The sequence below is a fragment of the Pseudomonas sp. SH10-3B genome, assembly GCF_019891415.1.
GTDB lineage: Bacteria > Pseudomonadota > Gammaproteobacteria > Pseudomonadales > Pseudomonadaceae > Aquipseudomonas.
This window is the reverse complement of record NZ_JAFLXD010000044.1, coordinates 22,541-46,793: the sequence shown is the minus strand read 5'-3', so window position 1 is coordinate 46,793 and position 24,253 is coordinate 22,541. Positions and strand designations below refer to the sequence as shown.

Below are 24,253 nucleotides of genomic sequence, written 5' to 3'. Positions count from 1 at the left end.
ATGCTGCGAATCAGTCAGTACCTGCGCACCCTCGCCGGTCAATGCCCGCCGCCGCGCACCTCGCCCCCTGGCAGTGAGCGGCCGCCGGTGGTGATCTGGAACCTGCTGCGGCGCTGCAATCTCACCTGCAAGCACTGCTACGCCACCAGCGCCGACAGCGTGTTTCGCGATGAACTCGACACCCCGGCAGCGCTGCGGGTGATCGACGATTTGCACGACGCCGGGGTTCGCGTGTTGATCCTGTCCGGGGGCGAGCCGCTGCTGCGCGAAGACCTCTTCGAGCTCAGCGCCTATGCCCGCGATAAAGGCTTTTTCGTCGCACTGTCGACTAACGGCACGCTGATCGATGAGCACAACATCCAGCAGATCGCCGACGCCCGCTTCGACTACGTGGGCATCAGCATCGACGGCCTGGAAGCGACCCACGATGCCTTTCGCCAACTGCACGGCAGTTTCCAGCGCTCCATGCACGCCATTCGCCTGTGCCGCGAGGCCGGGATTCGCGTAGGCCTGCGCACCACCCTGACCCAGGACAACCATGGGCAGCTGCCGCAGTTGCTGGCGCTGATGCGCACCTATGACGTGCAGAAGTTCTACCTGTCACACCTCAACTACAGCGGGCGTGGCAAACGCAGCCGCCAACTGGATGCGCACCGGCAGATGAGCCGCGAGGCCATGGCGCTGATTTTCCAGCAGGCCTGGAGCGATATTCAACACGGCGTGGACAGTGATTTCGTCAGCGGCAACAACGACGCCGACGCCGTGCTGTTGCTGCAATGGGTGCACCAGCACCTGCCCGAACATTACCCGCAGCTTGAGCACCTGCTGCATGCCTGGGGCGGCAATGCCTCGGGCAGCGGCATCGCCAATATCGACAACACCGGCGAGGTGCACCCGGACACCTATTGGTGGCAGCAGTCGGTGGGCAATGTACGCAACAGCACCTTCCGCCAGCTCTGGCTGGAGCAGCCCGACCCGTTGCTGCTGCGCCTGCGCGAACACCCGCGCAGCCTCGGCGGGCGGTGTGCCGAGTGCCGCTGGCTGCCGATCTGCAATGGCAATACGCGCACCCGCGCCTGGGCCGATGGCGACCTCTGGGGCCCTGACCCCGGTTGCTACTTCAGCGACGCCGAGATTGCCTGCCAGCCGCCCACCCTGATCCCTTGCTCGACCACCCGGTGACACAACCGGGGGCCGCCTACCTGATGAAGAACCAAGGACGTCTCATGCACACTTCAACTGCCCACTACTCCACTGGCCTGCCGGCCAGTTTGCACAGTCCCTTGCACCCCGGCGAAGTCGCGTTGGTGGGCGCCGGCCCCGGTGATCCGCGCCTGCTGACCCTGCGCGCCTGGAGCCTGTTGATGCAGGCCGACGCGGTGGTGTTCGACCGACTGATCAGCGCCGAATTGCTCGCGCTGATCCCACTGACCTGCGCCCGCCATTACGTGGGCAAGGCCTGCGGTTGTCACAGCCTGCCCCAGGATCAACTCAACGAACTGCTCGCCGAGCTGGCCGACGAGGGCCAACGGGTGGTGCGCCTCAAGGGCGGCGACCCGTTTATCTTCGGGCGCGGCGCCGAGGAGTTGGAGTACCTGCTCGCGCGCGGTATCCCGTGCCAGGTGGTGCCGGGCATCACCGCCGCCTCCGGCTGCAGCGCCTATGCCGGTATCCCGCTGACCCACCGCGACCTGGTCAATTCGTGCCGCTTCGTCACCGGCCACCTGCAGCGCGACGGCGCCTTGAAACTGCCATGGGCCAGCCTGGCCGAGCCGAGCCAGACGCTGGTGTTCTACATGGGCCTGTCGAACCTGGCGCTGATCGCCGAACATCTGGTGGCGGCCGGTTTGCCGGGGGATACACCGGCCGCCCTGATCAGCAATGGCGCGCGCGCCGACCAGCACGTCGCCCGTGGCACCCTGCGCCAGTTGCCCACCCTGGCCGCCGACTGTGCACCGGGCGTGCCCACCCTCACAGTGATTGGCCACGTCGTCAGCCTGTTTGCCGGCGCCGCCCTGCACTTCCCGGCCAGCCTGGCACCGGCCCGTGAAGCGGTGGCGATATGAAACGCCTGCTGCTGGTGCCGCTGCTCTGGGCGACGGCCGCGCACGGCACGCCAGCGCAGGATTACCGCCAGTATTGCGAAAGCTGCCATGGGCTTAATCGCATCGGTGCCACCGGCCCGGCGCTGCTCCCGGAAAGCCTGGGGCGGATCAAACCGGAAGAAGTGCGCAAGGTCATCGAACACGGCCGGCCCGCCAGCCAGATGGCCGCGTTCGCGCCGCAACTGAGCGCCGCGCAGATGGATGGGCTGGCGCAGTTTCTGCAACAGCCGCCTGACTCACCGGCGACCTGGAACGAGCATGACATCCGCACCAGCCACAGCGTGCTGGCGGACCTGCGCCAATTGCCGAGCACGCCACAGCATCACGCCGACCCGCTCAACCTGTTTGTGGTGGTGGAGTCCGGCGACCATCACATGGATATTCTCGACGGCGACACCTTTGCCGTTCTGGACCGTTTCCCCACCCACTTCGCGGTACACGGCGGGCCGAAATTCTCCCCGGACGGACGCTTTGTGTACTTCGCCTCGCGGGACGGATGGATCAGCCAATACGACCTGCACAACCTCAAGTTGATCGCCGAGATCCGCGTGGGCCTCAACACCCGCAACCTGGCGGTGAGCAAGGATGGGCGCTGGGTGCTGGCGGGCAATTACCTGCCGGGCAACCTGGTGCTGCTGGATGCGCGGGACCTGTCGCTGGTCAAGACCCTGGACACTGGCTCACGGGTCAGTGCGGTGTACACCGCGCCACCGCGCAACAGCTTTATCGTCGCGCTCAAGGATGTGAACGAGGTCTGGGAATTGTCCTATGCCGCTGCCCGCCCCAGCTTCGAACCCCGGCGTATCCAGGCCCAGGACGTGCTCGACGACTTCTCGTTCTCGCCCGATTACCGGCAACTGATCGCCACCTCACGCAAGGCCGGCGGCGGCCAGGTGATCGACCTGGACAGCGGCCGCGTGGTCACCGACATCCCGCTGTCCGGCATGCCGCACCTGGGTTCGGGGACGTATTGGCAACGCAACGGGCAATGGGTATTTGCCACGCCGAATATCAGCAAGGGGCAAATCTCGGTGATCGACCTCAAGACCTGGAGCCTGATCAAACAGATCCCCACCCTTGGACCGGGCTTTTTCATGCGCAGCCATGTGAACTCGCGCTATGTGTGGAGCGACGTGTTTTTTGGGCCAGACAATGATGCGATTCATCTGATCGACAAGCAGACATTGGAGATCGCCCACACCCTGCGGCCGATGCCGGGCAAGACGGCGGCCCACGTGGAATTCACCCGGGATGGGCGGTATGTGGTGCTGAGCATCTGGGCCACGGAGGGGGCGTTGATTGTGTATGACAGCCGGACGCTTGAGGAGGTGAAGCGTATCCCTATGAATAAACCGTCGGGCAAGTACAACGTGGGCAATAAGGTGGAGTTTGCGGAAGGGACGTCGCATTGAACACGGGTGACAGGCTGGAAGCAGCCAGGTCGTAGAGCGCATGGGCACCGCTGATCCCCTGTGGGAGATGTCGAGCTTCAGCGAGGCTTCGATGACGGCGGCACAGTTGATAGAGGGGCTGGCTGACCCACCGCTATCGGGAGCAAGTCGAATCGTCGCACCGCCCCTCCCACATTTGAGCTCGGTTGGCAGGTGGGAAGTTGCCCGGCTCTAGATCTCGTGGGCACCGCTGATCCCCTGTGAGAGATGTCGAGCTTTAGCGAGGCTTCGATGGCGGCGGCATGCTTAGTAGAGGTGTTGGCTGACCCACCGCCATCGGGAGCAAGCCCCCTCCCACATTTGAGCTCGGTTGGCAGGTGGGAAGTTGCCCGGCTGTAGATCTCGTGGGCACCGCTGATCCCCTGTGGGAGATGTCGAGCTTCAGCGAGGCTTCGATGGCGGCGGCACAGTTGATAGAGGTGTTGGCTGACACACTGCTATCGGGGTGCGTGCTCGGTCAGACGGTGCGGGAGAATTGGCCTTTGTGGGCGCCGCCCAGGTAGGCGTCGAAGGCCATGGCCACGCTGCGCACCATCAGTTGGCCCTTGGGCAGCAGTTGCAGTGCGTCGTCCCGGACCAGCAACAGCCCGTCCGCCACTTGCTCGTCCAACTGCGTCAACGCTTCGGCAAAATAGTCGTTGAAACGAATACCGTGGGCCGCTTCGACCTGGACGACATCGACGCGGCCGTCGCACATCAGGCCGTTGATCACCTCGCGGCGCAGTACGTCATCGGGGTTGAGCCGGTAACCGCGTTGCACCGGCAACATGCCCGCATCGATGCGCGCGTAGTACTGGGACAGCTCCTTGACGCTCTGGCTGTAGCTGTCGCCGACCTTGCCGATGGCCGATACGCCCAGGCCAATCAGGTCGCAATCGGCATGGGTGGAGTAGCCCTGGAAGTTACGTTGCAGGCTGCCATTGACGCGCGCCAGTGCCAGCTCATCTTCGGGCAGGGCGAAATGGTCCATGCCGATGTAGACATACCCGGCCTCGGTGAGGCGGCGGATGGTCAGTTCCAGCAGTTCCAGCTTGCGTGCCGGCGGTGGCATGTCTTCGGGACGGATCATGCGCTGGGCGCGGATCTGGCTCGGCAAGTGTGCGTAGCTGTAGGCGGCCACGCGGTCGGGCCGCAGGGCGATCAGCTTGCTCAAGGTCACGTCGAAGCTGGCCACGGTTTGCAGGGGCAGGCCGTAGATCAGGTCAACACTCACCGACTTGAAGCGTGCCTCGCGGGCCGCTGCCACCAGTTGCAGGATCTGCGTTTCGCTTTGCTGGCGATTGACGGCGGCCTGGACGTCGGGGTCGAAGTCCTGCACGCCGAAGCTCAGGCGATTGAAGCCCAGCCGGCGCAGGGTGTTGATGCGTTCGACGCTGATGGTGCGCGGGTCGACCTCGATGGAGAACTCATGGGCGTTGCTGTCATCCAGGCTGAAGTTGTCCGCCAGGCAGGCCATCAGTTCGGCCAGTTGCGCGTCGTCCAGATACGTCGGTGTGCCGCCGCCAAGGTGCAATTGGGTCAGGCGTCGCGAGCGCTCGAACAGCGCGCCCTGCATCTGGATCTCGCGCTTGAGGTACGCCACATACTCGACGGCGCGGTGGGTCTTGCGGGTGATGATCTTATGGCAGCCGCAGTAGTAGCAAAGGCTCTGGCAGAACGGAATGTGGATATACACCGACAACGCCTTGGGCGCGGTGAGCTGGTGACTGGCGCGCACGGCCTGGTGATAGTCGTCCAGGGCAAACGCGCTGTTGAACTGCGGCGCGGTCGGGTACGAGGTGTAGCGCGGCCCCGGGCGGTCGTATTTGTGCACCAGGGCACGGTCGAATTCAAACGCCGTCATGGTCGATCACCTCGTCGTTGGCGCTGACGGGGGTGGCGAGCACCGCCCGTTCGAACAATGCGCAGATGCCATCCACCTGGGGCAGGCCCGCAGGCAGCAGCCAGATAAACGTAGGCGACAACTCGAGCAGACCGTCGCGGTGCAACGCCTCCAGCAGCGGCCAAAGGTTGGCGAAATAACGCCTGAACACCAGGCCGTAACGGCGCTCCACGGCCTGGATATTCAGTTCCAGGTCACAGGCCAGGCGTTCGGCGACATGCAGGCGCACCGGGTCGGCCGCCTCGCGAAACCAGCCTCGGCACGTGGCCGGTTGACCACTGGCCAGCTGCTCACGGTAGTGCGGCAGAACCGCCGTGTTCTGCGCGCACAATGTGTCGATCTGGCTGATGGCGCCCAGGCCGAAGCCGATGTGGTCGCAGTAACCGTGCAGGGTAAAGCCTTCGCAGTTACGGCTGAGGCGACCGCGCTCCTGGGCCTGTTTGAGGTCATCGTCGGCGCGGGCGAACTGGCCCAGGCCGATGTAGTGATACCCGGCGGCGGTGAGGTGTTCAAAGCCGCTGCGGCGCATGACGATCTTATCCGCCGCGCTGCAAAACGCCTGGGGTTGCCGGCCCTGGTAGCGCACCGGTGGCTGGGCGTAATCGAACAGTTGCAGGCGGTCGGGCTCCAGGGCGATCAGGCTGGCCAGTTTCAGCTCGAAACTGGCCGGCGTCTGCCAGGCATGGCCGTAGCCGAGGTCGATGTTCACCGAGCGAAAGCCAAAGGTGCGCGCCGCATCCACCAGCGATTCGATAGGCGCCGGGTCCTGGTAGCGCGCCTGGCACAGCGGTCCCTCGCGACTGACGTCGGGCACGCCGATGCTGGCATGGTTGAAGCCCTGGTCGCGCAGCAGGCCCATGGTGGCCCAGTCGGTGTGCCAGGGGTCGAGGTCGATACGGTAGTCGCCGCGGTCGTGGTCGAGGAAGTTGAAGCGGCTGTGCAGGTGTTCCAGCAACGTACACACCTGCTCGATGGTCGGCGTGGTGCCGCGCAGGTGAAAGTGTTCGACCGGCTGGCGCGGACCGAGCTGGCAGCCGATCAACTGGATTTCCTCGGTGAGGCTGCGCAGGTAGTCGGCGCCGCCATCAACCGCCGGCCACTGCAGGTTCAACGCCAGGGGCCGCTGGCGCTGCCGACTGTCGCGCAGGGCACGCAACAGGTCGAGGGAACCGACACCGCCATGGAAGCGGCGCGTGTCCGCATCGCAGGCCAGGTCCAGCACGCCCTGGCCCTGACGAAAGCGGGTGGGATGAAGATGGGTGCGCATGGCGGACTCCGGAGCGGGCGGCGGTGGTGCATTGTCCGGTGCGACTGGTCGGCGCACCTTGATATGCATCAAGGTCGTTACCAGCTGAGGTAAAACATGCCCTTGGCCAGCAACACAATGGCGACCATGTGCGCGAACAGGCTCAGGTGAATGAAGCGGCTATAGCGCGCGCTGACCTTGCCCCAGCTCATCCGCGCCATGGTCACCAGAAAGTGCAGCAACACGCTGGCGGCCAGGATCAACTTGAGGCCCAGCAACGTGCCGAACGAGGACGCCAACGGTGCCGCCAACGCCGGCAGGTAACGCAGCCAGACCATGCCGAGCCCGGCGCCGAACAGCACCAGCAACACCCACGGCATCACTACCCGGGCGCGCCGGCCGACGCCCTGCTCCACCAGCACCATCACCCGAATCGGCAAGTGCTGGTGCAGGTGCCCCAGGATCAGCACCTCGAAAAACACCGTGCCGATAAAGATCAGCGCGGCGAACAGGTGGGCCAATAGCAACAGGAGGTAGAGCATGGAGGCCTCGCAGAGGGACCGGCCAGTGAGGACCCTCAGTGTGCGGACTTGCGCAGGCCGTGGCCTTGATGCCGATCAAGCGCGGTTCACGGCAGCGGCAACCAGCGGTTGAATTCGCCCAGGTGCGTCAGCGGGCTCCAGGCAAACTCCCACGCTGGAGCGGGCAGCACCTGTTGTTCGGCAGCCGCGAACCGAGCGTCCTTCCAATCGAACACCTTCGACCCGCGCCACGCCAGGACGATGCCCAGCGCAGGGCTCTGATCGGTACTGATCCAGCGCGCTGCGGCGGCGGCCATGAAGGCCTCGATGGGCTCGTCGCCAATCTGCGCGCGATACGCCGAGCCCAGCAGCCAACGACAGACGCTCAAGTGATACGTCCAGTCCTGGGCCGGGCGGTTGCGATAGGCCCAGGTCATAAAGCTGCGAAACAGGTTCAGGCCTTCGGGCGGGTCGAGCTTGAGCAGCATCGGGCAGACATCGAACAGGGTGTGCCAATACGGCAACAGGCGCGCATCCAGGTGCACAAAGCAGCGGGCATTGCTGGGGTAGTCCGGGCGTGCCGGTTCCGCGCGCGGGCGACGGGCCGCCTGGCTGACCAGGCGGCTGGCGCCTGCAGGCAAGTGATGGTTCATAAAGCGCACTCACAGTCGTGACGATAGAACGCCCCCTGGTCACAGGGGGCCCAAGGCACACGTCAGAATGCGGGGGATGCGCGGGGGTTGGCCGAGGGCCAGGAATAACGCGGCGGTGCCTTGTTGCGCCGTTCATGGGCCGGGCGCGGGGTTTGCCCCAGGCCTAACAGCCAGGCCAGGCCGATCAGGAACACCAGCGCAACGGTCAAGGCGTTGCACACCGGGCAGGCAAAGTAGTTCGAGATGTTGCTGGAAGACGGCGCGCCCAGCCCTTTGTCGGAAAGTGGCGCCTGTTTGCCATCCACCGCGCAGAACGCGCCACCGATCCCGTTGAGCTGCTGGCCCATCATCTGGCCATGGCCCAAACCGCACACGAACAGGTTCATCAGCACGCAGAAGTACAGGGTCCAGACGATCAGGGAACGGTCGGGGTGGCTCAATTTCATGGCGGCGACTCTACCATCAGAGCCGCAAAAGGATGAAGCGCGGCGTGCCCCTGTGGCAGAACGTCGCAGATTACGCGGACTGGCCAGGGTTGGTAGACTTGGCGCCCTCCTTCTTTACTCCTTTTCAAAGCCTGCCGAGTTGATTTCGCGCAATGCGGGCGTTTCACAGGATGCACAGTTGATGAGTACGTTATTCACCCGCCGCAAGGTCCTGACCGGCATGGGCCTGTTGGGTCTGGGCCTGCTGGCCGGTTGTGACAACAGCCCGAAATTGAACTTCAAGTACGGCAAGGACTTGAGCGACAAGATCATGGGCCGCACCTTCAAGCTCAAGAACACCGAGGGCGACACTGTCACCCTCAGTTCCTACCGTGGCCTGATGCCGGTGGTGTTCTTCGGTTTCACCCAGTGCCCGGCCGTGTGCCCGACCACCCTCGCCCGCGCCGCCCAGGCCAAGAAGCTGATGGGCCGTGACGGCGAGATCATGCAGGTGATCTTTATCACTCTGGACCCGGAACGCGACACGCCGGAGATTCTCGACAAGTACGTCAAGGCCTTCGACCCCAGCTTTGAAGCGCTGTACGGCACCCCGGAAGAAATCGCCGTGGCCGCCAAGGAGTTCGGGATCTTTTATGAAAAGATCCCCGCCGGCGACACCTACACCCTGTCCCACACGGCCACCAGTTTTGTCTTCGACACCCGTGGCAACCTGCGCCTGGGGTTGCAGGCATCCCTTACCGCTAAAGAGTGCGCAGAAGACCTGCTCACCGTCATGGAGGTCTGCTAATGACTGCCGTTCAACACCTCAAGCGCTTCACCCTCAGCCTCGCCCTGCTGGGTTTCGCCGCCCACGCCAGCGCCCAGGTGCAAGTGACCGACGCCTGGGTGCGCGCCTCGGTGCCGGGCCAACCGTCCAGCGGCGCGTTCATGACCGTGACCGCCGACAGCGACAGCAAGCTGCTCAGCGTGGCCTCGCCGGTCGCCAAGGACGTGCAGATCCATGAGATGAGCATGAAGGACGACGTGATGCGCATGGGCCCGGTGGACTCGGTGGCCCTGCCGGCGGGCAAGGCGGTCAAGCTCGACCCGGACGGTTATCACGTGATGCTGATGGGCCTGACCGGTCAGATCAAGGAAGGCGACCAGGTGCCGCTGACGTTGACCGTGGAGAACGCCAAGGGCGAGAAGCAGACCGTTGAGGTTCAGGCCAAGGCGCGTGGGCTGGATGGCATGGACCATAGCAAGATGCATTGATGCAGCGGATTGGGGGGTTGTGCCTGTTTCTGTGGCTGTTTCTGTTTTTGTGGCGAGCGGGCTTGTCCCGCGTTGGGCTGCGAAGCAGCCCCAATAAGATCATGAAGTTCCTTCAAACAGACCTCGTCGGCAGGTTTCAGGGCTGCTTCGCAGCCCAACGCGGGACAAGCCCGCTCGCCACAAAGATCACTCCTCAATCCACGATAAATAGCGTCGCCCCGACGCTCGTCGAGGAACGATGCGCCTCCATGTCATTGCCCACCTGGTAACTCATCCCCGCCGTCAGCGTGAACCGGCGGCCGTCTTCCAACTCCGTCTGCAACTCGCCTTCCAGACACAGCAGCACATGCCCGCGCTTGCACCAATGATCGGCCAGGTAGCCGGGGCTGTAATCGACCCTACGCACGCGGGTGGTGCCGAAGTGGCAGGTGCGCCATGAGGCACTGCCGCTGACGCCGGGGTGAAGCTCGGGTTCGACGGTGGACCAGTCGGTGATGCCAAACGGGACAGCAGTGAGTTCCATGGTGTGCTCGGTCGTCAGTTAACGTGGCGTGAGGCTATCGACCTGACAACGCGCGCGATAGACACAGATCGCGTGGTTTTGTGGGATACAGGCGAGCGTGCTTGTTATCCTGCCCACCTTGCTCCCAAGGACGCGTGCTGATGCAGATCGACCCCGCCTACATCCTGCTTGAGACCGAGCACTGGCTGCTCAACCATCACCTGGCTTCGAAGCTGCCGGGTTACCTGATGCTGGGTGCCAAGGCGCCGATTGACTCCCTCGCCGATATGCCGGAGGCAGCGTTGGCCGAACTGGGTGGACTGCTGGCGAAAACCCAGCGGGTCATGGACGCGCAACTCAAGCCCAAGTGGTTGTATATCAGCCGCTATGGGCATATGCCGGGGTTCCCGCTGCACTTTCATTTCATCCCGGTGTATGACTGGGTGGAGGAAGCATTCTGGCGGGATGAGCGTTATCGGCGGTTGCAGGGTTTGGGTTCGCAGGACCTGGCAAAAACGCTCACCGATGGCGCGGAACTGACGCTGTTTGTGTGGCGGGAGTTTGGTGAAAGCCTGATGCATCCACCGGTCCACGGGCCGTCGGTTGGCCAGGTGATCGAAACCTTGCGAAGCCACTTTCTCCACTGAACAAGCCCCCCTGTAGGAGCTGGCTTGCCAGCGAAAATCGTCAACGATGACGCGGCCATTCTGAATAAGCGCATTGCCCTCGGGCTTTTCGCCGGCAAGCCGGCTCCTACAGTCGGTGCGTCAGCGCGGCAGCGGTTTTTTCATCGGAATACACGCCAACTGCAACCCCGACGGCGAGTGGTAAATCTGTGGCGAGCGGGCTTGTCGAATCGTCGCACCGACCGCGTTGGGGGGCGAAGCGCCTCTGATGAAGAGGAAGGGGGTGTATCAGGCACTCCACTGCACCTGGTTTTGGGGCTGCTGCGCAGCCCAACGCGGGGCAAGCCCGCTCGCCACAGGTGACTGGTTGCCCGTTCTGTCCCTTAACTGACCGGCATTGGGTGCAAGCCCCCTCCCACATTTTGTTCTGTGTTCAGCGCAGAGTCCCAGCGAGGCCGTTATGATGTGGCCTTTCGCTCAACGTCCCAGGAAACGCCCATGCCCGCCCTCACCTTACGCAACGCCCTCCCCGCCGACGCTGCCCGTTGCTACGCGATTGAAATCACCGCCTACGAGGGCGACGAAGCCGCGACCCTGGAAAAGATCGCCACGCGCATTGCGCTATACCCGCAAGGCTTTTTGATCCTGGAAGCCGATGGCGAGGTGGTGGGTTTTATCAACGGCGGCTGCGCCCATGAAGTGGTGATGTCGGACGAGGCGTTCAAGGAACTGGTGGGGCATTCGGCCGATGCGCCGAATGTGGTGATCATGTCGGTGGTGGTCGACCCGGTGCATCAGGGCAAGGGGTATTCCAAGGTGCTGATGACCGAGTTCGTGCAGCGCATGCGCGCGATGGGCAAGCGCACGATTCACCTGATGTGCAAGGAACAGCATGTGCCGTTGTACACCCGCATGGGCTACACCTATGTGCGCCCTTCACCCTCGGATCATGGCGGCATGGCGTGGCATGAAATGCTGATGACGCTTTAACCAACGGAGGGTTTTGCGATGACCGCAGCGCTTATAGAAATCAGCGACCAACCCAACCCTGACGCCGAGCGCATTCTCGGCAACGGCCTCGCGGCGTTCAACGAAGGTATCGCCGGCTACAACGACCGCCTGCCACTGACGGTATTGATCAAAGACCCCGACACCCGGCAGATCGTCGGTGGCATCACCGGCAAAACCACACTGGGCATGGCCTTTCTCGATCTGTTCCACCTGCCCGAGAACCTGCGCGGCACAGGCCTGGGCAGCCGGTTGCTGCAAGCCTTTGAGGATGAAGCCCGACGCCGGGGTTGCCTGAATGCCGTGCTGTACACCCTCAGTTTCCAGGCCCCGGGTTTTTACGAGAAGTACGGCTGGGTGCGGTTCGGGGAAATACCCTGTGCGCCGCAGGACAGCAGCCGCGTGTTTCTGTCTAAGCGGCTGTAAACGAGACAAGGCTTTTTGTAGGAGCGAGCTTGCTCGCGAAAAACTCACAGGCGCCGCGTTCATTCAGCAAGCACGCGTTATCGTTGACGTTTTTCGCGAGCAAGCTCGCTCCTACAGGAGGCGATGTAAGCTTAACTGACGGGCATTAGGGCTTGCCCCCTCTCCAAAAAGCCCGCCGTCACCAGCTCCCCGAAGCCCCGCCGCCACCGCTGGAACCACCGCCGCCGGAAGAGCTGCTGGAGTCTGAGCTTGAGCTTGAATCTGAGCTCGAGCTTGAACCTGAGTCCGAACTCGACCCCGACCCGCCGCTGGTCTTGATGAAGATAAACAGCGCCGCAAACGACGCGATAGGGAATGCAAACAACCAGCTGTTGCGCCCAAGCTCCATCAACATTCCCGCCGCCACATACACCGCCACCGCCGCCAGCAACCGCGCGATAAATCCCACGCGACTTTGCTGCCACGCCATCCTCATGACCGCGAACAGGACCAGGTACAACCCCAGCACCAGCAACGCGCCCAGGGGATACGCCAGCCAATAGATAAAGTCGACGTCGGCGTACCGATGATTCACCACGACCAACCCCAGGATGTAAACCAGCAGCCCAATAACGCAATAAAACACCGCGCGCGCCAGCCACAATGCACCGAATATCGCGCCGCCGATCAGCATGACCAGCGGTATCACCAGCAGGAACATCAACCCGTCGCGGCCGCCACCAAAAACCGCCAGCAGCACAGTAACCGCCACTGCGGCGATCAAGGCACGGCGCCAGTGCAGCTTGCCGGCGGCAAGCAGTACGCCGCCGATGGCGCCCGCGATAAATGCCAGCAACAGCGCGATGATCTGGGGGTTAAGGTCTGGCTTGGCGACTTGGGGCAAGTCACCACCGTCCACCAGCACCACCAGATCATTCACACCCTGGGCCACACCACCGGCATAGTCGCCCTGGCGAAACGCCGGGGTGATGTGCTCTTCGATAATCCGATGGGCCAGCAGGTCGGTCACCGTGCCCTCCAGGCCATAGCCCACCTCGATGCGCACCTTGCGGTCGTCCTTGGCCACCACCAGCAGGATGCCGTCGTTGACGTCCTTGCGCCCCAGTTTCCAGGCGCGGAACAGTTGGTTGGCGTAGTCCTCGATGCTGGCGCCACGGGTGGTGGGCACCAGCAACACTGCCACCTGGGCGCCTTTGCGTTGCTCAAGGGCGGCGAGTTGGTCTTTCAGACGGGTGGTGGTGTCGGCATCGAGGGTGTTGGTGAGATCGATGACCCGCTGGTCAAGGGCCACGCCGATGGGCGAGGTGTCCGCCTGGGCCACGATAAACAGGCCGGTAGACATCAACACCAGCAGACTCAAGACGGATTGCCGCAACCACCGCATCATGTTTTGTTACCTGAAGTTTCTTCCTGAAGGTGTCGACTTTACCTTATCCAAGCTATAACGCGTGATCACGCGCGATGCTAAACTGCGCGCATTCATAGCAAAACGCCATAACCGAGAAGCCCATGGACCTACGTCACCGCAACAACGTTAACGTCCTGGGCGACGGCACCGCGACCCTGGTGTTTTCCCATGGCTTTGGCTGCAACCAGGCGATGTGGAACGACCTGGCGCCGCAGTTTCTGAAACGCTTTCGCGTGGTGCTGTATGACCTGGTGGGCGCCGGTCTTTCCGACCTCGGCGCCTTCGACAAGGCCAAGTACAGTGCGCTGGACGGCTATGCCCGCGACTTGAACGAGATCATCGATGCCTTTGCCGAGGGCCCGGTGATTCTGGTCGGGCACTCGGTCAGTGCGATGATCGGCACCCTCGCCGACCGCCTGGTCCCTGGCCGTGTTGCAGCCCATGTGATGATCGGCCCGTCGCCGCGCTATATCGACGCCGACGGCTACGTGGGCGGCTTCAAACGCGCCGACATCGACGACCTGCTCGACACCCTCGACAGCAACTACCTCGGCTGGTCCAGCGCCATGGCCCCGGTGATCATGGGCGCGCCCGAGCAACCGGCATTGAGCGAAACCCTCAGCGACAGTTTCTGCCGCACCGAGCCGGACATCGCCAAGCAGTTCGCGCGGGTAACCTTTCTGTCGGACAACCGCCAGGACGTGATCGGCCTGACGACCCCGGTGCTGATCCTGCAATCAAGTGACGACCTGATCGCCCCCGTAGTCGTGGGTGAATACCTGCACAGCGTGCTGCCCAACAGCACCTATTGCCTGGTGGACAACGTCGGCCATTGCCCGCACATGAGCGCACCGCAGGCTTGTGCGGCAGCCATGCAGGATTTCCTCGCGCCATGGGCGATTGCCTGTGCCGGCTGAATTGTTCGACAACGCCGCCTGCGCCCTGGCCGTCGCCAGCGAAGACGGCACGATCCTGCAGGCCAACGCGCGCTTCAGCGAGTGGTTGGGGTTCAGTGTCGCCGAGCTGTGTGGCCGGCGCTTCCAGGACTTGTTGACCATCGGCGGGCGAATTTTCCACCAGACCCACCTGGCGCCGATGCTGCGCATGCACGGCAGCGTCACCGAAGTGAAACTGGACATGCTGCACCGCGACGGGCAAAAGCTGACCGTCCTGCTCAACGGCAACAAACGTGAGCACGCCGATGCCGTGGTGTATGACCTGGCGCTGTTCGGCACCACCGACCGCGACAAGTACGAACGCGAGCTGCTCAACGCGCGCAACCTGGCCGAAGCGCTGTTGCAGGAAAAAACCGCCACCGAAGTTGCGCTGCAACAAGCCCAGGCCGATCTGAACGAGGCCTATGCCATCGCTCAGCGGCGCGCCCTATTTGCCGAGCAGATGGTCGCGATTGTCAGTCATGACCTGAAAAATCCGCTCACGGCGATCCGCATGGCGTCGGACTTTCTCAGCCGTGGCGAGCGCACGGCCAAGGAGCGCCAACTGCTCGGGCATATCGGCCAGTCGTCAGAGCGCGCGCAACGCATGATCGCCGATCTGTTGGACTTCACCCAGGCGCGGGTCGGCCATGGCATCACCATCAAGGCGGCACCACTGGACCTGCACGGGGTGATTCATCGCGCGGTGGATGAGCTGCGTGTCGCATTCCCCGCTGCAACCTTGGAGCATCACGCCGAAGGCCATGGCGACGCGAACCTTGATGCCGACCGTGTGCAGCAAATCATCGGCAACCTGGTCGCCAACAGCGTGGCGTATGGCGACCTGCAACGGCCAATCACCATTACCTCGCGCCTGGGGGATGGCGCTTGCGCAGTGTCGGTGCACAACCACGGCACGGCGATCCCCGAAGCGCTGCTGGACGGGCTGTTCGAGCCCATGACCCGTGGCACCGACCAGGGCAGCGACGTGCGCAGTGTGGGCCTGGGCCTGTATATCGTGCGGGAGTTGGCCAAGGTGCATGGCGGCGATGTAGCGGTGAGTTCCTGCGCCACCAACGGCACCTGCTTTACGGTGACATTTCAGGGCAGGTAGGCGCTGCCCTGCATCACCGGCTCCACACTGCCGGTCAAGACCACACCGCCCTGCCCGTCCCAACACACCGTGACCGTACCGCCGTCGCACTGCACCTGCACCGTGGCATCCAGCAAACCGCGCCGGATGCCATTGACCACCGCGCCGCAGCAACACGAACCGGACCCCAACGGCACGCCGCCGCCACGTTCCCAGATGCGCAGGCGGATATGCCCACGGTCGAGCACCTGCACAAAATGCACATTGGTCTTGGCCGGGAATAACGGGTGAATTTCCAGGGCCGGACCGACAGCGGCCACATCGATGGCGGCAATGTCCTCCACGAAAAACGTGCAATGGGGGTTGCCCATGCTGCACGCCGCCGGATTGCCCGCCAGCGGTAACGTACACGTATCCATGGCCTCGGCCAGCGGCACCGCCGCCCAGTCCAGCGACGGCTCGCCCATGTTGACCGACACTTGGCGATCCGCTACCCGCACGCAGGTCAGCAGGCCCCGGTCGGTGCGCAGCACAACCGAATCGCTGCGGGTTTCATGCATCAAGCGGTCGGCCACCCCGCGCGTGGCGCTGCCGCAGGTTGCGAGCGGCGTGCCGTTGGGGTTCCAGAATTTGACGCGCGCGGCGGCGTCTTCGCAGTCGAGCACCACGGCCAATTGATTGAAACCGATGCCGGTGTGGCGATTGCCCAGTTGGCGCGCGACCTCGGGGGTGACAGGGTCGTCCAGGCCACGGCGGTCGATGATGATGAAATCGTCGCCGTGGGCGTGCATTTTTGTGAACGGCAAGGTCATGGGCTGTCCTGGGGTCGACCGGTGGGGGAACTGGAGGATACCCTGAACCGCCCCTACCTTATCGAGAGTCAAGCATGCTTATCGTCTTCAGCGGCCTGCCCGGCACCGGCAAAACCACGATTGCCCGCGAGTTGGCGCGCCAGACCGGTGCGGTTTACCTGCGCATCGATGTGATCGAGCAGGCGATTCGCGACGCTGGCGTATTGGCGGGTGATGTCGGTGCCAGCGGTTACGGCGTGGCGAATGCGCTGGCGCTGAGTAACTTGCAGTTGGGCCGTAGGGTGGTGGCCGATTGCGTGAACCCGGTCGAGGAAAGCCGGGCAGCGTGGCAAGAAACCGCCGCAATGGCAGGCGTGGCGTTGGCCAATATCCAGGTGTTTTGCTCTGATACGCGGGAACACCAGCGTCGGATCGAAACCCGTGAGGGGGATATTTCAGGAATGATCCCACCCTCTTGGAAGTCGGTGCTGAATCACGACTATGAAGTGTGGAGCAGTAGGCCATTCAGTATCGATACGTCACTAATGTCTGCAACTGATGCGGTGTTGGCGATCACCGACTTTCTCGCGTCAAAGTACTCTTTTCTGGTGTCCCGTGCCCCAGCTTGCTGATCCCTCGACAAAAACAATGGCACATAGCTACTACCCAAAAAGCGTTTGCCGTATCGTTAATTGCCGTCGAGGCAATTCACTTAGATAACATCCCCTACCGAGAACGCCCGTGACAGAGAATGAAATCAAGCTGCTGAATTATCTGATCTCGCATTTCAGAGCAGGAAAAATCAACGCAAACGATCCACGAACGCACCTTCCCTACTCGCAGGTTCACGCTGAACTGGGTCTACCGCATGACGGACGAACGCTCGGGGACAGCTTGAACTTTCATGCGATGGGGGGATTGGCAAAATGGCTATTTGACAACCAGCTACCGGCGATAACGGGAGTCATCATTAACAAACTCAACTCCCCCGAGCTGGAACGTCGAGGTATGCCGTCTCCGACCTACTTTACGTTTCACGGCCGTGAGGACCTCGATTACATCTGGCAACGAGAGCAGATAAGACGCGCATGCGAAATAAACTGGGGGGCCGAACTTGAACGGCGTGGCATAACCTTAGAGGATACCTTCCCACTGCCTGAAGAAATTCCGGATACGGTGGTCGAGGGCGCAAGAAAGAGCATCACAGTCAACGCGTATGAGCGCAGCTCAGCAGCACGTGATGCTTGTATCAAGGCGCACGGCGTAAAGTGCTCGGTGTGCAACTTTGACTTTGAATACGTTTATGGCGCGCGTGGCAAAAGCTTCACCCACGTGCACCACCTAACGCCCCTGAGTGAAATCGGCGGCGAATACGAATTGAACCCCGTAAACGATCTACGTCCGGTATGTCCCAACTGTCATGCCATGCTGCATCGAAGCGGAAATATCAGCATCGATGAATTAAAAAGCGAAATAGAATTTGTAAACGTCTTGCGCCGCTAGCCGGCAAGACCGGCACGACAGGTAAATCCATAGTGCTCAACCCCCCTAAAATGGAGCCGTATGAACATAATTGAAAATGGCCTTACCAATACACTCTGCCCCTATCTTGCCAAGCCTTTAACGTCCATCCACCCGACGAATAAAGAACATGTGTTTCCCGTTGCATTGGGCGCCCCGGAATCATTCTCGGTAGAGGCTTCACTTTCCGAGAATGATCGTTTGAATACACTAGTCGACGCGCCCGTAACCAACGACCCGCTGGTAAAATTCCTATGCATGATAACCGAGATAAAAACGCGGTCGGGTGTGGTTGAAAGCACTCTTGAAGGCACCACTCAATCAGGAGAAAAATTCACAGCCAACGTCAATAAAAACACTGTCACGCTGAAACACCGAAACCCCGTAATAAAGGACAAAGTCACGAAAAAAACACTTGGCGTCAGAGGCTTTGCAGACGGTGCTTTTTTAGAAGCCGATCGGTTAATACAAGGCTTGGCGGCAAAAAATCGGGAGCTGCCGCCGGAAGGCATGATCATCGAACAGCACACTCTTAACCAAAATATGTCCTTTACCAGCGACCTTTTACTCTTACGCCGAGAGGCAATAAAAACCGCCTACCTGCTAACAGTTAAAGCTTTTGGTGATCACGCGATAAACTCAAAAAGCGGTCGTATCTTCAGAGCCGCCATTGAAGCCAACACCAACAAAGCATTAGAGGAGACTGGGCTACTCTTAAGAAACCTGCCGGCAGACCACTACAAATTTGACCCGCCAATGAGTAGGCACCAACACTTATTCATGACGTCCCTGGACGATGATCAACTGTTCACCCAAGTCATATTTTTTGGTGGGATTTCGTTTGCGTTTTCCACCCCCAGGGAAGACATCTCCCTTGAAAATACTAGCTTTGGAAAACTCGTAGACGCATCACGCAGGTGTTTCATTAACAACACAGACGAGTGATCGGTACTCCCATACAGTGACGCTCACAGCACACTCCCCATCGCCTTCATCAACACCAGATCGCGCCCATAAATATCCGGCGCATACACCAGGTCACCCTGGCCATCGACCTGCACCGTCCAGTAGCCCAACAGCACCGGTACCGGGGTGGCCAGCCTGAATTCATGGGTCACGCCGGTGGCGAGCAGTTCATCGGTGCGCGCGCGTTCGGCCGGGCTGACCAGCAGGTCGCGCAGCAGCAACGGTTGTTCAACCCTCACGCAACCCGAACTGAAGGCCCGTGGGCCTTTGGTGAACAGCGGTTGGCTGGGGGTGTCGTGCAGGTACACCGAGTAGGGGTTGGGAAAGCGCATCACGATCTTGCCCAGCGGGTTGCGCGGGCCGGCTTCCTGGCGCAGCAGGATGTTGCCGGGGCGCGCCCAATCGATATTTTCCGGCGCCAGCGGGTGGCCTTCGGCGTCGAGCACCTGCAGGTTTTGCTGGCGCAGGTATTCGGGGTTGAGGCGGATAGCCGGGAGTTTGTCCTCACGCATGATGGTGGGCGGGATGGTCCAAGTGGGGTTGAGGGTCAGCCGGGTGATGCGTGACTTGAGTAGCGGCGTCTGGCGTTCGGCGCGGCCCACTTGCAGGCGCGTTTGCCACACCGGGATGCCGCTCTGGTACACGCTCAGTTGCGCGGCGGCCACATTGACCAGCACGCCTTCGGGCTCCAAGTCCTGGGCCAGCCAACGGAAACGCTCGAGGTTGATGCGCAGTTGTTCGCGGCGCATGGCCGGGCTGATATTGAGTTCGGCCACGGTGCCGGCGCCGATCACACCGTCCGACTGCAAGGAGTGGCTGAGCTGGAAGGCCTTCACCGCCGTGACCAGTTCCGGACCGTATTGTTTGCCAGCGCCCTTGGGTTCTGCAGACAGGTAGCCACCGCTGTGGAGCCGACGGGCCAGTTCCGGGACGCGCGGGTCGTCCATGCCGGGACGCAATAACGGGCCGCTGCCGACCGGATCCCAATGCGGCAAGGGTTGCAGGCGGACGCTGGCATAGGCGTTGCGCAGGCTGCGATAAAGATCGGCGCTGGGTCGCGCCTGGTCGAAGGCTTGGGCCATGTCGCGCAGGCCGAGGGCAGCGAATGCGAGCACTTCGGTGTTGGGATCACGGGTCGGCGGCTGTGAATGCCACAACGGTTCGAAGCGCGATTGCTGCAGACGCCCGTAATGCAGATCCTGCAGGGCTTGCAGGTAGTGCTGGCTGATGTCGATGTCGCTGCACAGCACATTGGCTGTGGCATCCGTCGCAGGCAGACTATAGTGGGTGGGGTCCAGGCCGTCGTCGGCAAGCAGCTGCAATTGGGTGTGCAGTGCCTCACGACGCCCATCGGCGGACCACAGCGGCCCATTACCCTGCTGCTGGTAGAACGCTTGCAGACGCAATTGCGCGGCGGCGTCTATCTGCGCCGCAAGGCCGGGACAGACACTGGACAGTTGCGCCAGCGCCTGTTGCACCGGGGCCAGTTCGACCGGCGCCGGCGTGGTGACCGGCAACGGTTCCACCGGCAGCACGTCGGCTACGGCGACCAATGGTGCAACGAGCAGGCAAATGCTCAAGTAACATGCGTGTTTTTTGAACAATAGCTTTGCTCCAATCCACAGTGGGGGGATGTACTGTAGATGCTGACTTTTATGTGCCGCCTCGGTTTGGTCACCGTGGGCCTGGCTTTACTGAGCACTATTACGCTCGCCGCCAATGGCAACCCTCCTTCCTTGTATAGCAGCCTGGCGCGCTCGGCTCCAGAACTCAATCCCACGGTACTCAAAAGCGCCCTGAACGCGGTGCAATGCGCTGTCAACAATGGCGAGGAACGCTCCGAGCGCCTGGCCGTGATTGATTATTCCCAGCCTTCAACCGCCCGTCGGCTGTGGATCTTCGATTTACGCAAGAAAACCCTGGTGCTGCGCGACCTGGTGGCCCACGGCGCCAAATCCGGGGAAAACTTCGCCACCCAATTCTCAAACCTGGAAGGCAGCCATCAATCCAGCCTGGGCCTGTTCCGCACCCAGGAAAGCTACCTCGGCACCCATGGCTACTCGCTGCGCATGGACGGCCTGGAGCCGGGGTTCAACGATCAGGCCCGCGACCGCGCCATCGTGATTCACGCCGCCGACTACGTCAGCCCGCTGTGGAGCAAGCGCGAAGGCCGCATCGGCCGCAGCCAGGGTTGCCCGGCCGTGCGTCCGCAGGTGGCGCGCCAGGTGGTGGACAAGCTCAAGGATGGGCAGTTCATGTTTTCGTGGTACCCCGACCAGCGCTGGTTGAAGTCCTCGACGTACCTCAATTGCAAACCCCAACAGGTGGCGAGTAGTCGTACAATCCGTGGCGGTTAGCCTGTCCCCACAGATAAAAGAGAGCTTCGCATGCTTCTACATCAATCGACCTGGATCGAGATCGGGCAGTTCCTGGAACGCAGCCGCACGGTGGTGATCCCCATCGGCTCCAACGAACAACACGGCCCCACCGGCCTGCTGGGCACCGACTGGATGTGCCCGGAAATCATCGCCCATGAGGCGCAAAAGCACGCCGACATTCTCATCGGTCCGACCTTCAATATCGGCATGGCCCAGCATCACCTGGGCTTTCCCGGCACCATTTCCCTGCGCCCTTCCACCTTTATCGCTGCGATTGGCGACTGGGTGCGCTCGCTGGCCGGGCATGGTTTCGACAAGATCCTGTTTCTGAACGGCCACGGCGGCAATATCGCCACGATTGAAGCGGCGTTTTCCGAGCTGTACGCCGAGGCGAGCTTTGGCCGCCGCCCTGCCGGGTTTGCGCTGAAGCTGGTGAACTGGTGGGACTTGGAAGGCGTCACTGACCTGGCGCACCGCCAATTCCCGGTGGGCCATGGCAGCCATGCGACGCCTTCGGAGATTGCGGTGACGCAGTGGGCGTACCCGCACGCGATCAAGTCGGCCGACTACTCCCCGCAAATCGCCAACACCGGGCCGATCCGTGAGGCCCTGGACTTCCGCGCACGCTTCCCCGACGGCCGCATGGGCTCTGACCCGGCGCTGGCGACGGTGGAGAAAGGTGGGGAGTTGGTGGCATTGGCAGCTCAAGGGCTGGTCAAAACCGTTAACAGCTTCAGCAACGAAGCCAGACCTTAGGCTTTATGCAGACATAAATGTGGGAGGGGGCAAGCCCCTCCCACATTGGTTATCTGCAGTCCTGCGCAACCTGTTCAAGCCGCGACGGAGTGATGGTCGACGCCAGCGGTTTGCGCTCATACAAGAACACCTTGCCACCGTCCCCGGCCTTGTAGACCTCCAGCACATCATCGGCGGCAATCTTGCTGGTCAACACCAGCCTGGCGTGGCGCGAGTTCTGTGTCACGGTGGAGGTGATCCCGTGTTTTTCCAGCTTGGGGAGCACGCATTGCACATAGACTTCCGGGCTCTTGCTGGTTTGCAGGATCAAGGTTGGGTCGTTGGGGGCGGAAACACAACCGGCCAGCATCAGGGCCGCGGCCGGTACGAAAAAAGAGCGCATGAAAAAATCCTGAGTATAAAAATAAAGGTTCACATCAACCCGCACGCACCAGCGCCTTGAGCGAGGCATCGAACTGCTTCAGGGCGTCGAGCTGCACATCCCGCTGCTGCTCAATCCGCGCGGCAATCTCCGGTGCGGCCTTGTCGTGCACCCACACCGATGGCAGCTGCTTGCGCACGGAGCCTTCGGCCTTGGCGATGTATTGCAGATCGGCGTCATAGAACCGCGCAATAAAACGCGCCTCGACCTGATCGTTACGCTGGGTCAGCAGTTGGTTATGGGTATCGAGCATCACCACCACATCCGGGTGAGCCTGCACCAGGGCATCCAGGTTGTCGTAGACCGTCACCGACAGAAAGGTTCCCTGCAGCGAGCTCATCAACCAATCAATCGCCAGTTCCGGGTCGGAACTGTTGACGAACGCCTCGCGGATACGCCCGTCAAGGGCATTCTTGGCGCCGTTCATGGCCATGTCGTGGTAGCGTTCAAGGTAGCTGAGGTTGTCGCGGGTGTTATCGCTTAACAACACGCCCACCGATTGCGCATGCTGCAGGGAGTTTACGCTACCGACGATAGGTAGCAAATGGCCTGCACGCAGTTCATCGGCGATGGCTGCATTGTTCACCACCACCGTGGCGAGCATCAGAATCATTAAACCAAGCTGAATAATCGTCCTCATCGCGCATTTCCTTGAACAGCGTCTCGATGGGGCAATTTTGCGCTTTCCCTGCAAAAACAGAACTTGCGTTGCGTGATGGTGACTATTATCTGAAGCGATAGTGCTCACATAAAATCTATAAGGATCCCGCCATGAAGCCCCACCAAAAAACCTTCGATCGCATCCGCGAAGCCGTCTTGCCGGAGTTTCGTGAGCGGGTCGCCGACTACCTGGTCGACTATGAACAGGTGCTGCTGGATGAGGCGTCAGAGGCCGACCAGGTGCACGCCAGTGCCCAGCAATTGCGCGGTTACCTGCGTGGCTTGAACACCACCCGGGTGCTGGGCATGGCCGATTGGGAAGACCTGGACCGGCGCGTGGAACAGGCGTGGCTACGGACGGTGGAAGCCGAATAACCGGCTTGGGGTGTCGATCAGCAACGCCTGCTCAACCTGCTGCGAACAGCCCAGGGCCTGACGTTGCTCCACCACACTGGCGTAATGGATGGACGTTTCGTGCTGGGTATGCGGCCAGTCACTGCCCCACACCAGCCGGCGCAGACCGAAGCTCTGTTGCAGCAAGGGCATGGCCTGGCGGGCAAACGCCAGGTTCTGCACCGGGGTGCCGGCCAGGCGATAGATGCCCGAGACTTTCAGCCATAGATGGCCGCTGAGGCCCAACTCGAGCAGCTCGACAAAGGCAGGCTGATCGACGCCCAGCCGTGCATCAGGCCGTCCGAAGTGGTCGATCACCAGCTTGATTCCGAATGGGATCAATTGCCGCACCAGGTGTGGCAAGTCACCCACCTCGCGGTGCAGTTCCACATGCCAGCCCAGCTCGGCGATCTGCGCAAAGAACACCTTCCAGCCGTGCGCGGCAAAATCCGGCAGCGCCCTGCCGACCAGGTTCAAGCGCACGCCTACCACGCCCTGGCGGGCCATGGCCTGCAAGGCGTCGCGGCCGATGTCCGGCGCCACGACCACCACTCCGCGCAACTGGGCAGGCGCCTGTTGCAAGGCCGCCAGCAGGTAGCGGTTGTCGGTGCCGAGGAAACTGGGCTGCACCAGCACGCCGTGGCTCAGGCCATTGGCGTGCAAGTGCGCGAGGTAGTCGGCCAGCGTGGCGTCGTACCCGGGGGTGTAGCGGCGCTCGCCGGCCAGGGTCAGCGCCTGGCTGAACACGTGGGCGTGGGCGTCGATGCCCGTGATGGGCGTGGAGCGGTGATCAAGCATGGAGGTCGTCTTT

At 62.0% G+C, this 24,253-nt stretch carries 28 protein-coding genes; 16 read left to right on the top strand and 12 right to left on the bottom strand.

The features are described from left to right. Genes nirJ through J1G35_RS25015 form a run of 3 tightly spaced genes read left to right on the top strand, consistent with a single transcriptional unit; the run spans position 1 to position 3,517 of the window. A complete protein-coding gene (nirJ, locus tag J1G35_RS25025; RefSeq protein ID WP_223016299.1) occupies positions 1 to 1,182 on the top strand; it encodes a heme d1 biosynthesis radical SAM protein NirJ in 1,182 nt (393 codons plus the stop codon). A gap of 44 nt (positions 1,183 to 1,226) precedes the next feature. Further along, positions 1,227 to 2,066 (top strand): uroporphyrinogen-III C-methyltransferase, encoded by an 840-nt coding sequence (cobA, locus tag J1G35_RS25020; protein ID WP_223016298.1) that lies wholly within the window; start codon positions 1,227 to 1,229, stop codon positions 2,064 to 2,066. Then, complete coding sequence (locus tag J1G35_RS25015; protein ID WP_223016297.1) at positions 2,063 to 3,517, top strand: cytochrome D1 domain-containing protein; 1,455 nt, start codon at positions 2,063 to 2,065, stop codon at positions 3,515 to 3,517. The genes cobA and J1G35_RS25015 overlap by 4 nt, the downstream gene beginning before the upstream one ends. Before the next feature lie 496 nt (positions 3,518 to 4,013). Here J1G35_RS25015 and hemN read toward each other — a convergent pair whose 3' ends face one another. The 5 genes from hemN to J1G35_RS24990 all read right to left on the bottom strand — a co-directional run bounded on the left by hemN (position 4,014) and on the right by J1G35_RS24990 (position 8,304). Then, complete coding sequence (gene hemN / locus J1G35_RS25010) at positions 4,014 to 5,399, bottom strand: oxygen-independent coproporphyrinogen III oxidase (RefSeq protein ID WP_223016296.1); 1,386 nt, start codon at positions 5,397 to 5,399, stop codon at positions 4,014 to 4,016. Beyond that, the gene (locus J1G35_RS25005) at positions 5,386 to 6,705 is read right to left on the bottom strand and encodes a coproporphyrinogen III oxidase (RefSeq protein WP_223016295.1); all 1,320 of its coding nucleotides are present in this window, start codon (positions 6,703 to 6,705) and stop codon (positions 5,386 to 5,388) included. Before J1G35_RS25005 ends, hemN begins: the two co-directional genes overlap by 14 nt. 77 nt (positions 6,706 to 6,782) lie before the next feature. Beyond that, positions 6,783 to 7,226 (bottom strand): hypothetical protein, encoded by a 444-nt coding sequence (locus tag J1G35_RS25000; RefSeq protein WP_223016294.1) that lies wholly within the window; start codon positions 7,224 to 7,226, stop codon positions 6,783 to 6,785. Between the two features lie 86 nt (positions 7,227 to 7,312). Continuing rightward, positions 7,313 to 7,858: a putative natural product biosynthesis protein gene (locus J1G35_RS24995; protein ID WP_223016293.1), complete on the bottom strand. Its 546-nt coding sequence runs from the start codon at positions 7,856 to 7,858 to the stop codon at positions 7,313 to 7,315. Positions 7,859 to 7,920: 62 nt separating this feature from the next. Then, positions 7,921 to 8,304, bottom strand: a complete 384-nt coding sequence (locus J1G35_RS24990; protein ID WP_053134239.1) for a DUF2946 domain-containing protein — start codon at positions 8,302 to 8,304, stop codon at positions 7,921 to 7,923. Between the two features lie 181 nt (positions 8,305 to 8,485). On the opposite strand from J1G35_RS24990, the gene J1G35_RS24985 reads away from it, so the two are divergent. Continuing rightward, the gene (locus J1G35_RS24985) at positions 8,486 to 9,091 is read left to right on the top strand and encodes an SCO family protein (RefSeq protein ID WP_024074981.1); all 606 of its coding nucleotides are present in this window, start codon (positions 8,486 to 8,488) and stop codon (positions 9,089 to 9,091) included. After that, the gene (locus tag J1G35_RS24980) at positions 9,091 to 9,558 is read left to right on the top strand and encodes a copper chaperone PCu(A)C (protein WP_053134245.1); all 468 of its coding nucleotides are present in this window, start codon (positions 9,091 to 9,093) and stop codon (positions 9,556 to 9,558) included. The genes J1G35_RS24985 and J1G35_RS24980 overlap by 1 nt, the downstream gene beginning before the upstream one ends. Positions 9,559 to 9,751: 193 nt before the next feature. Here the strand turns inward: J1G35_RS24980 and J1G35_RS24975 are convergent, their stop codons facing one another. Beyond that, positions 9,752 to 10,081, bottom strand: coding sequence for a DHCW motif cupin fold protein (locus tag J1G35_RS24975; RefSeq protein WP_223016292.1), 330 nt, complete (start codon positions 10,079 to 10,081; stop codon positions 9,752 to 9,754). 140 nt (positions 10,082 to 10,221) lie between these two features. On the opposite strand from J1G35_RS24975, the gene J1G35_RS24970 reads away from it, so the two are divergent. From J1G35_RS24970 to J1G35_RS24960, 3 genes are all read left to right on the top strand, one after another. Next, on the top strand, positions 10,222 to 10,707 hold the full coding sequence (locus J1G35_RS24970; protein WP_223016291.1) for an HIT family protein: 486 nt from the start codon (positions 10,222 to 10,224) through the stop codon (positions 10,705 to 10,707). Between the two features lie 477 nt (positions 10,708 to 11,184). Beyond that, entirely contained in the window at positions 11,185 to 11,676 is a 492-nt protein-coding gene (locus J1G35_RS24965; protein WP_223016290.1) for a GNAT family N-acetyltransferase, read from the top strand. Positions 11,677 to 11,694: 18 nt separating this feature from the next. Then, the gene (locus J1G35_RS24960; protein ID WP_223016289.1) at positions 11,695 to 12,120 is read left to right on the top strand and encodes a GNAT family N-acetyltransferase; all 426 of its coding nucleotides are present in this window, start codon (positions 11,695 to 11,697) and stop codon (positions 12,118 to 12,120) included. A gap of 178 nt (positions 12,121 to 12,298) precedes the next feature. On the opposite strand, the gene J1G35_RS24955 is transcribed toward J1G35_RS24960, so the two are convergent. Then, positions 12,299 to 13,507: a YgcG family protein gene (locus J1G35_RS24955; protein WP_053134262.1), complete on the bottom strand. Its 1,209-nt coding sequence runs from the start codon at positions 13,505 to 13,507 to the stop codon at positions 12,299 to 12,301. Between the two features lie 122 nt (positions 13,508 to 13,629). Between J1G35_RS24955 and J1G35_RS24950 the strand changes: the two genes are divergently transcribed. Together J1G35_RS24950 and J1G35_RS24945 are read left to right on the top strand one after the other, a co-directional pair. Then, positions 13,630 to 14,445 (top strand): alpha/beta hydrolase, encoded by an 816-nt coding sequence (locus J1G35_RS24950; RefSeq protein WP_223016288.1) that lies wholly within the window; start codon positions 13,630 to 13,632, stop codon positions 14,443 to 14,445. After that, the gene (locus J1G35_RS24945; RefSeq protein WP_053134268.1) at positions 14,435 to 15,577 is read left to right on the top strand and encodes a PAS domain-containing sensor histidine kinase; all 1,143 of its coding nucleotides are present in this window, start codon (positions 14,435 to 14,437) and stop codon (positions 15,575 to 15,577) included. The genes J1G35_RS24950 and J1G35_RS24945 overlap by 11 nt, the downstream gene beginning before the upstream one ends. Here J1G35_RS24945 and dapF read toward each other — a convergent pair. Further along, positions 15,565 to 16,368 (bottom strand): diaminopimelate epimerase, encoded by an 804-nt coding sequence (dapF, locus tag J1G35_RS24940; protein ID WP_053134271.1) that lies wholly within the window; start codon positions 16,366 to 16,368, stop codon positions 15,565 to 15,567. The genes J1G35_RS24945 and dapF overlap by 13 nt on opposite strands. 74 nt (positions 16,369 to 16,442) lie before the next feature. On the opposite strand from dapF, the gene J1G35_RS24935 reads away from it, so the two are divergent. The 3 genes from J1G35_RS24935 (at position 16,443) to J1G35_RS24925 (ending at position 18,813) form a co-directional block, all read left to right on the top strand. Further along, complete coding sequence (locus tag J1G35_RS24935; RefSeq protein ID WP_223016287.1) at positions 16,443 to 16,979, top strand: AAA family ATPase; 537 nt, start codon at positions 16,443 to 16,445, stop codon at positions 16,977 to 16,979. A 109-nt stretch (positions 16,980 to 17,088) separates the two neighbouring features. Then, positions 17,089 to 17,850, top strand: a complete 762-nt coding sequence (locus J1G35_RS31250; RefSeq protein ID WP_223016286.1) for an HNH endonuclease — start codon at positions 17,089 to 17,091, stop codon at positions 17,848 to 17,850. 60 nt (positions 17,851 to 17,910) lie between these two features. Next, positions 17,911 to 18,813, top strand: coding sequence for a hypothetical protein (locus J1G35_RS24925; RefSeq protein ID WP_223016285.1), 903 nt, complete (start codon positions 17,911 to 17,913; stop codon positions 18,811 to 18,813). 23 nt (positions 18,814 to 18,836) lie between these two features. Here the strand turns inward: J1G35_RS24925 and J1G35_RS24920 are convergent, their stop codons facing one another. After that, the gene (locus tag J1G35_RS24920; RefSeq protein ID WP_053134286.1) at positions 18,837 to 20,438 is read right to left on the bottom strand and encodes a L,D-transpeptidase family protein; all 1,602 of its coding nucleotides are present in this window, start codon (positions 20,436 to 20,438) and stop codon (positions 18,837 to 18,839) included. Between the two features lie 39 nt (positions 20,439 to 20,477). On the opposite strand from J1G35_RS24920, the gene J1G35_RS24915 reads away from it, so the two are divergent. Together J1G35_RS24915 and J1G35_RS24910 are read left to right on the top strand one after the other, a co-directional pair. Continuing rightward, positions 20,478 to 21,191, top strand: coding sequence for a murein L,D-transpeptidase catalytic domain family protein (locus J1G35_RS24915; protein WP_053134289.1), 714 nt, complete (start codon positions 20,478 to 20,480; stop codon positions 21,189 to 21,191). Positions 21,192 to 21,221: 30 nt separating this feature from the next. After that, the gene (locus tag J1G35_RS24910; protein WP_053134292.1) at positions 21,222 to 21,968 is read left to right on the top strand and encodes a creatininase family protein; all 747 of its coding nucleotides are present in this window, start codon (positions 21,222 to 21,224) and stop codon (positions 21,966 to 21,968) included. A 49-nt stretch (positions 21,969 to 22,017) separates the two neighbouring features. Here the strand turns inward: J1G35_RS24910 and J1G35_RS24905 are convergent, their stop codons facing one another. Together J1G35_RS24905 and J1G35_RS24900 are read right to left on the bottom strand one after the other, a co-directional pair. After that, positions 22,018 to 22,350, bottom strand: a complete 333-nt coding sequence (locus J1G35_RS24905; RefSeq protein ID WP_053134295.1) for a hypothetical protein — start codon at positions 22,348 to 22,350, stop codon at positions 22,018 to 22,020. A gap of 34 nt (positions 22,351 to 22,384) precedes the next feature. Next, positions 22,385 to 23,029, bottom strand: coding sequence for a hypothetical protein (locus tag J1G35_RS24900; protein ID WP_053134298.1), 645 nt, complete (start codon positions 23,027 to 23,029; stop codon positions 22,385 to 22,387). 131 nt (positions 23,030 to 23,160) lie between these two features. Between J1G35_RS24900 and J1G35_RS24895 the strand changes: the two genes are divergently transcribed. Beyond that, on the top strand, positions 23,161 to 23,424 hold the full coding sequence (locus J1G35_RS24895; protein ID WP_223016284.1) for a hypothetical protein: 264 nt from the start codon (positions 23,161 to 23,163) through the stop codon (positions 23,422 to 23,424). On the opposite strand, the gene J1G35_RS24890 is transcribed toward J1G35_RS24895, so the two are convergent. After that, positions 23,401 to 24,240 (bottom strand): amidohydrolase family protein, encoded by an 840-nt coding sequence (locus J1G35_RS24890; protein ID WP_223016283.1) that lies wholly within the window; start codon positions 24,238 to 24,240, stop codon positions 23,401 to 23,403. The two genes, J1G35_RS24895 and J1G35_RS24890, sit on opposite strands and share 24 nt — an antisense overlap. Between the last annotated feature and the right edge of the window lie 13 nt (positions 24,241 to 24,253).

Bases quoted from the DNA above. Each gene is read 5' to 3' on its own strand.
- nirJ (WP_223016299.1), top strand. From the start codon at position 1: ATGCTGCGAATCAGTCAGTACCTGCGCACCCTCGCCGGTCAATGCCCG.
- cobA (WP_223016298.1), top strand. From the start codon at position 1,227: ATGCACACTTCAACTGCCCACTACTCCACTGGCCTGCCGGCCAGTTTG.
- J1G35_RS25015 (WP_223016297.1), top strand. From the start codon at position 2,063: ATGAAACGCCTGCTGCTGGTGCCGCTGCTCTGGGCGACGGCCGCGCAC.
- hemN (WP_223016296.1), bottom strand. From the start codon at position 5,399: ATGACGGCGTTTGAATTCGACCGTGCCCTGGTGCACAAATACGACCGC.
- J1G35_RS25005 (WP_223016295.1), bottom strand. From the start codon at position 6,705: ATGCGCACCCATCTTCATCCCACCCGCTTTCGTCAGGGCCAGGGCGTG.
- J1G35_RS25000 (WP_223016294.1), bottom strand. From the start codon at position 7,226: ATGCTCTACCTCCTGTTGCTATTGGCCCACCTGTTCGCCGCGCTGATC.
- J1G35_RS24995 (WP_223016293.1), bottom strand. From the start codon at position 7,858: ATGAACCATCACTTGCCTGCAGGCGCCAGCCGCCTGGTCAGCCAGGCG.
- J1G35_RS24990 (WP_053134239.1), bottom strand. From the start codon at position 8,304: ATGAAATTGAGCCACCCCGACCGTTCCCTGATCGTCTGGACCCTGTAC.
- J1G35_RS24985 (WP_024074981.1), top strand. From the start codon at position 8,486: ATGAGTACGTTATTCACCCGCCGCAAGGTCCTGACCGGCATGGGCCTG.
- J1G35_RS24980 (WP_053134245.1), top strand. From the start codon at position 9,091: ATGACTGCCGTTCAACACCTCAAGCGCTTCACCCTCAGCCTCGCCCTG.
- J1G35_RS24975 (WP_223016292.1), bottom strand. From the start codon at position 10,081: ATGGAACTCACTGCTGTCCCGTTTGGCATCACCGACTGGTCCACCGTC.
- J1G35_RS24970 (WP_223016291.1), top strand. From the start codon at position 10,222: ATGCAGATCGACCCCGCCTACATCCTGCTTGAGACCGAGCACTGGCTG.
- J1G35_RS24965 (WP_223016290.1), top strand. From the start codon at position 11,185: ATGCCCGCCCTCACCTTACGCAACGCCCTCCCCGCCGACGCTGCCCGT.
- J1G35_RS24960 (WP_223016289.1), top strand. From the start codon at position 11,695: ATGACCGCAGCGCTTATAGAAATCAGCGACCAACCCAACCCTGACGCC.
- J1G35_RS24955 (WP_053134262.1), bottom strand. From the start codon at position 13,507: ATGATGCGGTGGTTGCGGCAATCCGTCTTGAGTCTGCTGGTGTTGATG.
- J1G35_RS24950 (WP_223016288.1), top strand. From the start codon at position 13,630: ATGGACCTACGTCACCGCAACAACGTTAACGTCCTGGGCGACGGCACC.
- dapF (WP_053134271.1), bottom strand. From the start codon at position 16,368: ATGACCTTGCCGTTCACAAAAATGCACGCCCACGGCGACGATTTCATC.
- J1G35_RS24935 (WP_223016287.1), top strand. From the start codon at position 16,443: ATGCTTATCGTCTTCAGCGGCCTGCCCGGCACCGGCAAAACCACGATT.
- J1G35_RS24925 (WP_223016285.1), top strand. From the start codon at position 17,911: ATGAACATAATTGAAAATGGCCTTACCAATACACTCTGCCCCTATCTT.
- J1G35_RS24915 (WP_053134289.1), top strand. From the start codon at position 20,478: ATGCTGACTTTTATGTGCCGCCTCGGTTTGGTCACCGTGGGCCTGGCT.
- J1G35_RS24910 (WP_053134292.1), top strand. From the start codon at position 21,222: ATGCTTCTACATCAATCGACCTGGATCGAGATCGGGCAGTTCCTGGAA.
- J1G35_RS24905 (WP_053134295.1), bottom strand. From the start codon at position 22,350: ATGCGCTCTTTTTTCGTACCGGCCGCGGCCCTGATGCTGGCCGGTTGT.
- J1G35_RS24900 (WP_053134298.1), bottom strand. From the start codon at position 23,029: ATGAGGACGATTATTCAGCTTGGTTTAATGATTCTGATGCTCGCCACG.
- J1G35_RS24895 (WP_223016284.1), top strand. From the start codon at position 23,161: ATGAAGCCCCACCAAAAAACCTTCGATCGCATCCGCGAAGCCGTCTTG.
- J1G35_RS24890 (WP_223016283.1), bottom strand. From the start codon at position 24,240: ATGCTTGATCACCGCTCCACGCCCATCACGGGCATCGACGCCCACGCC.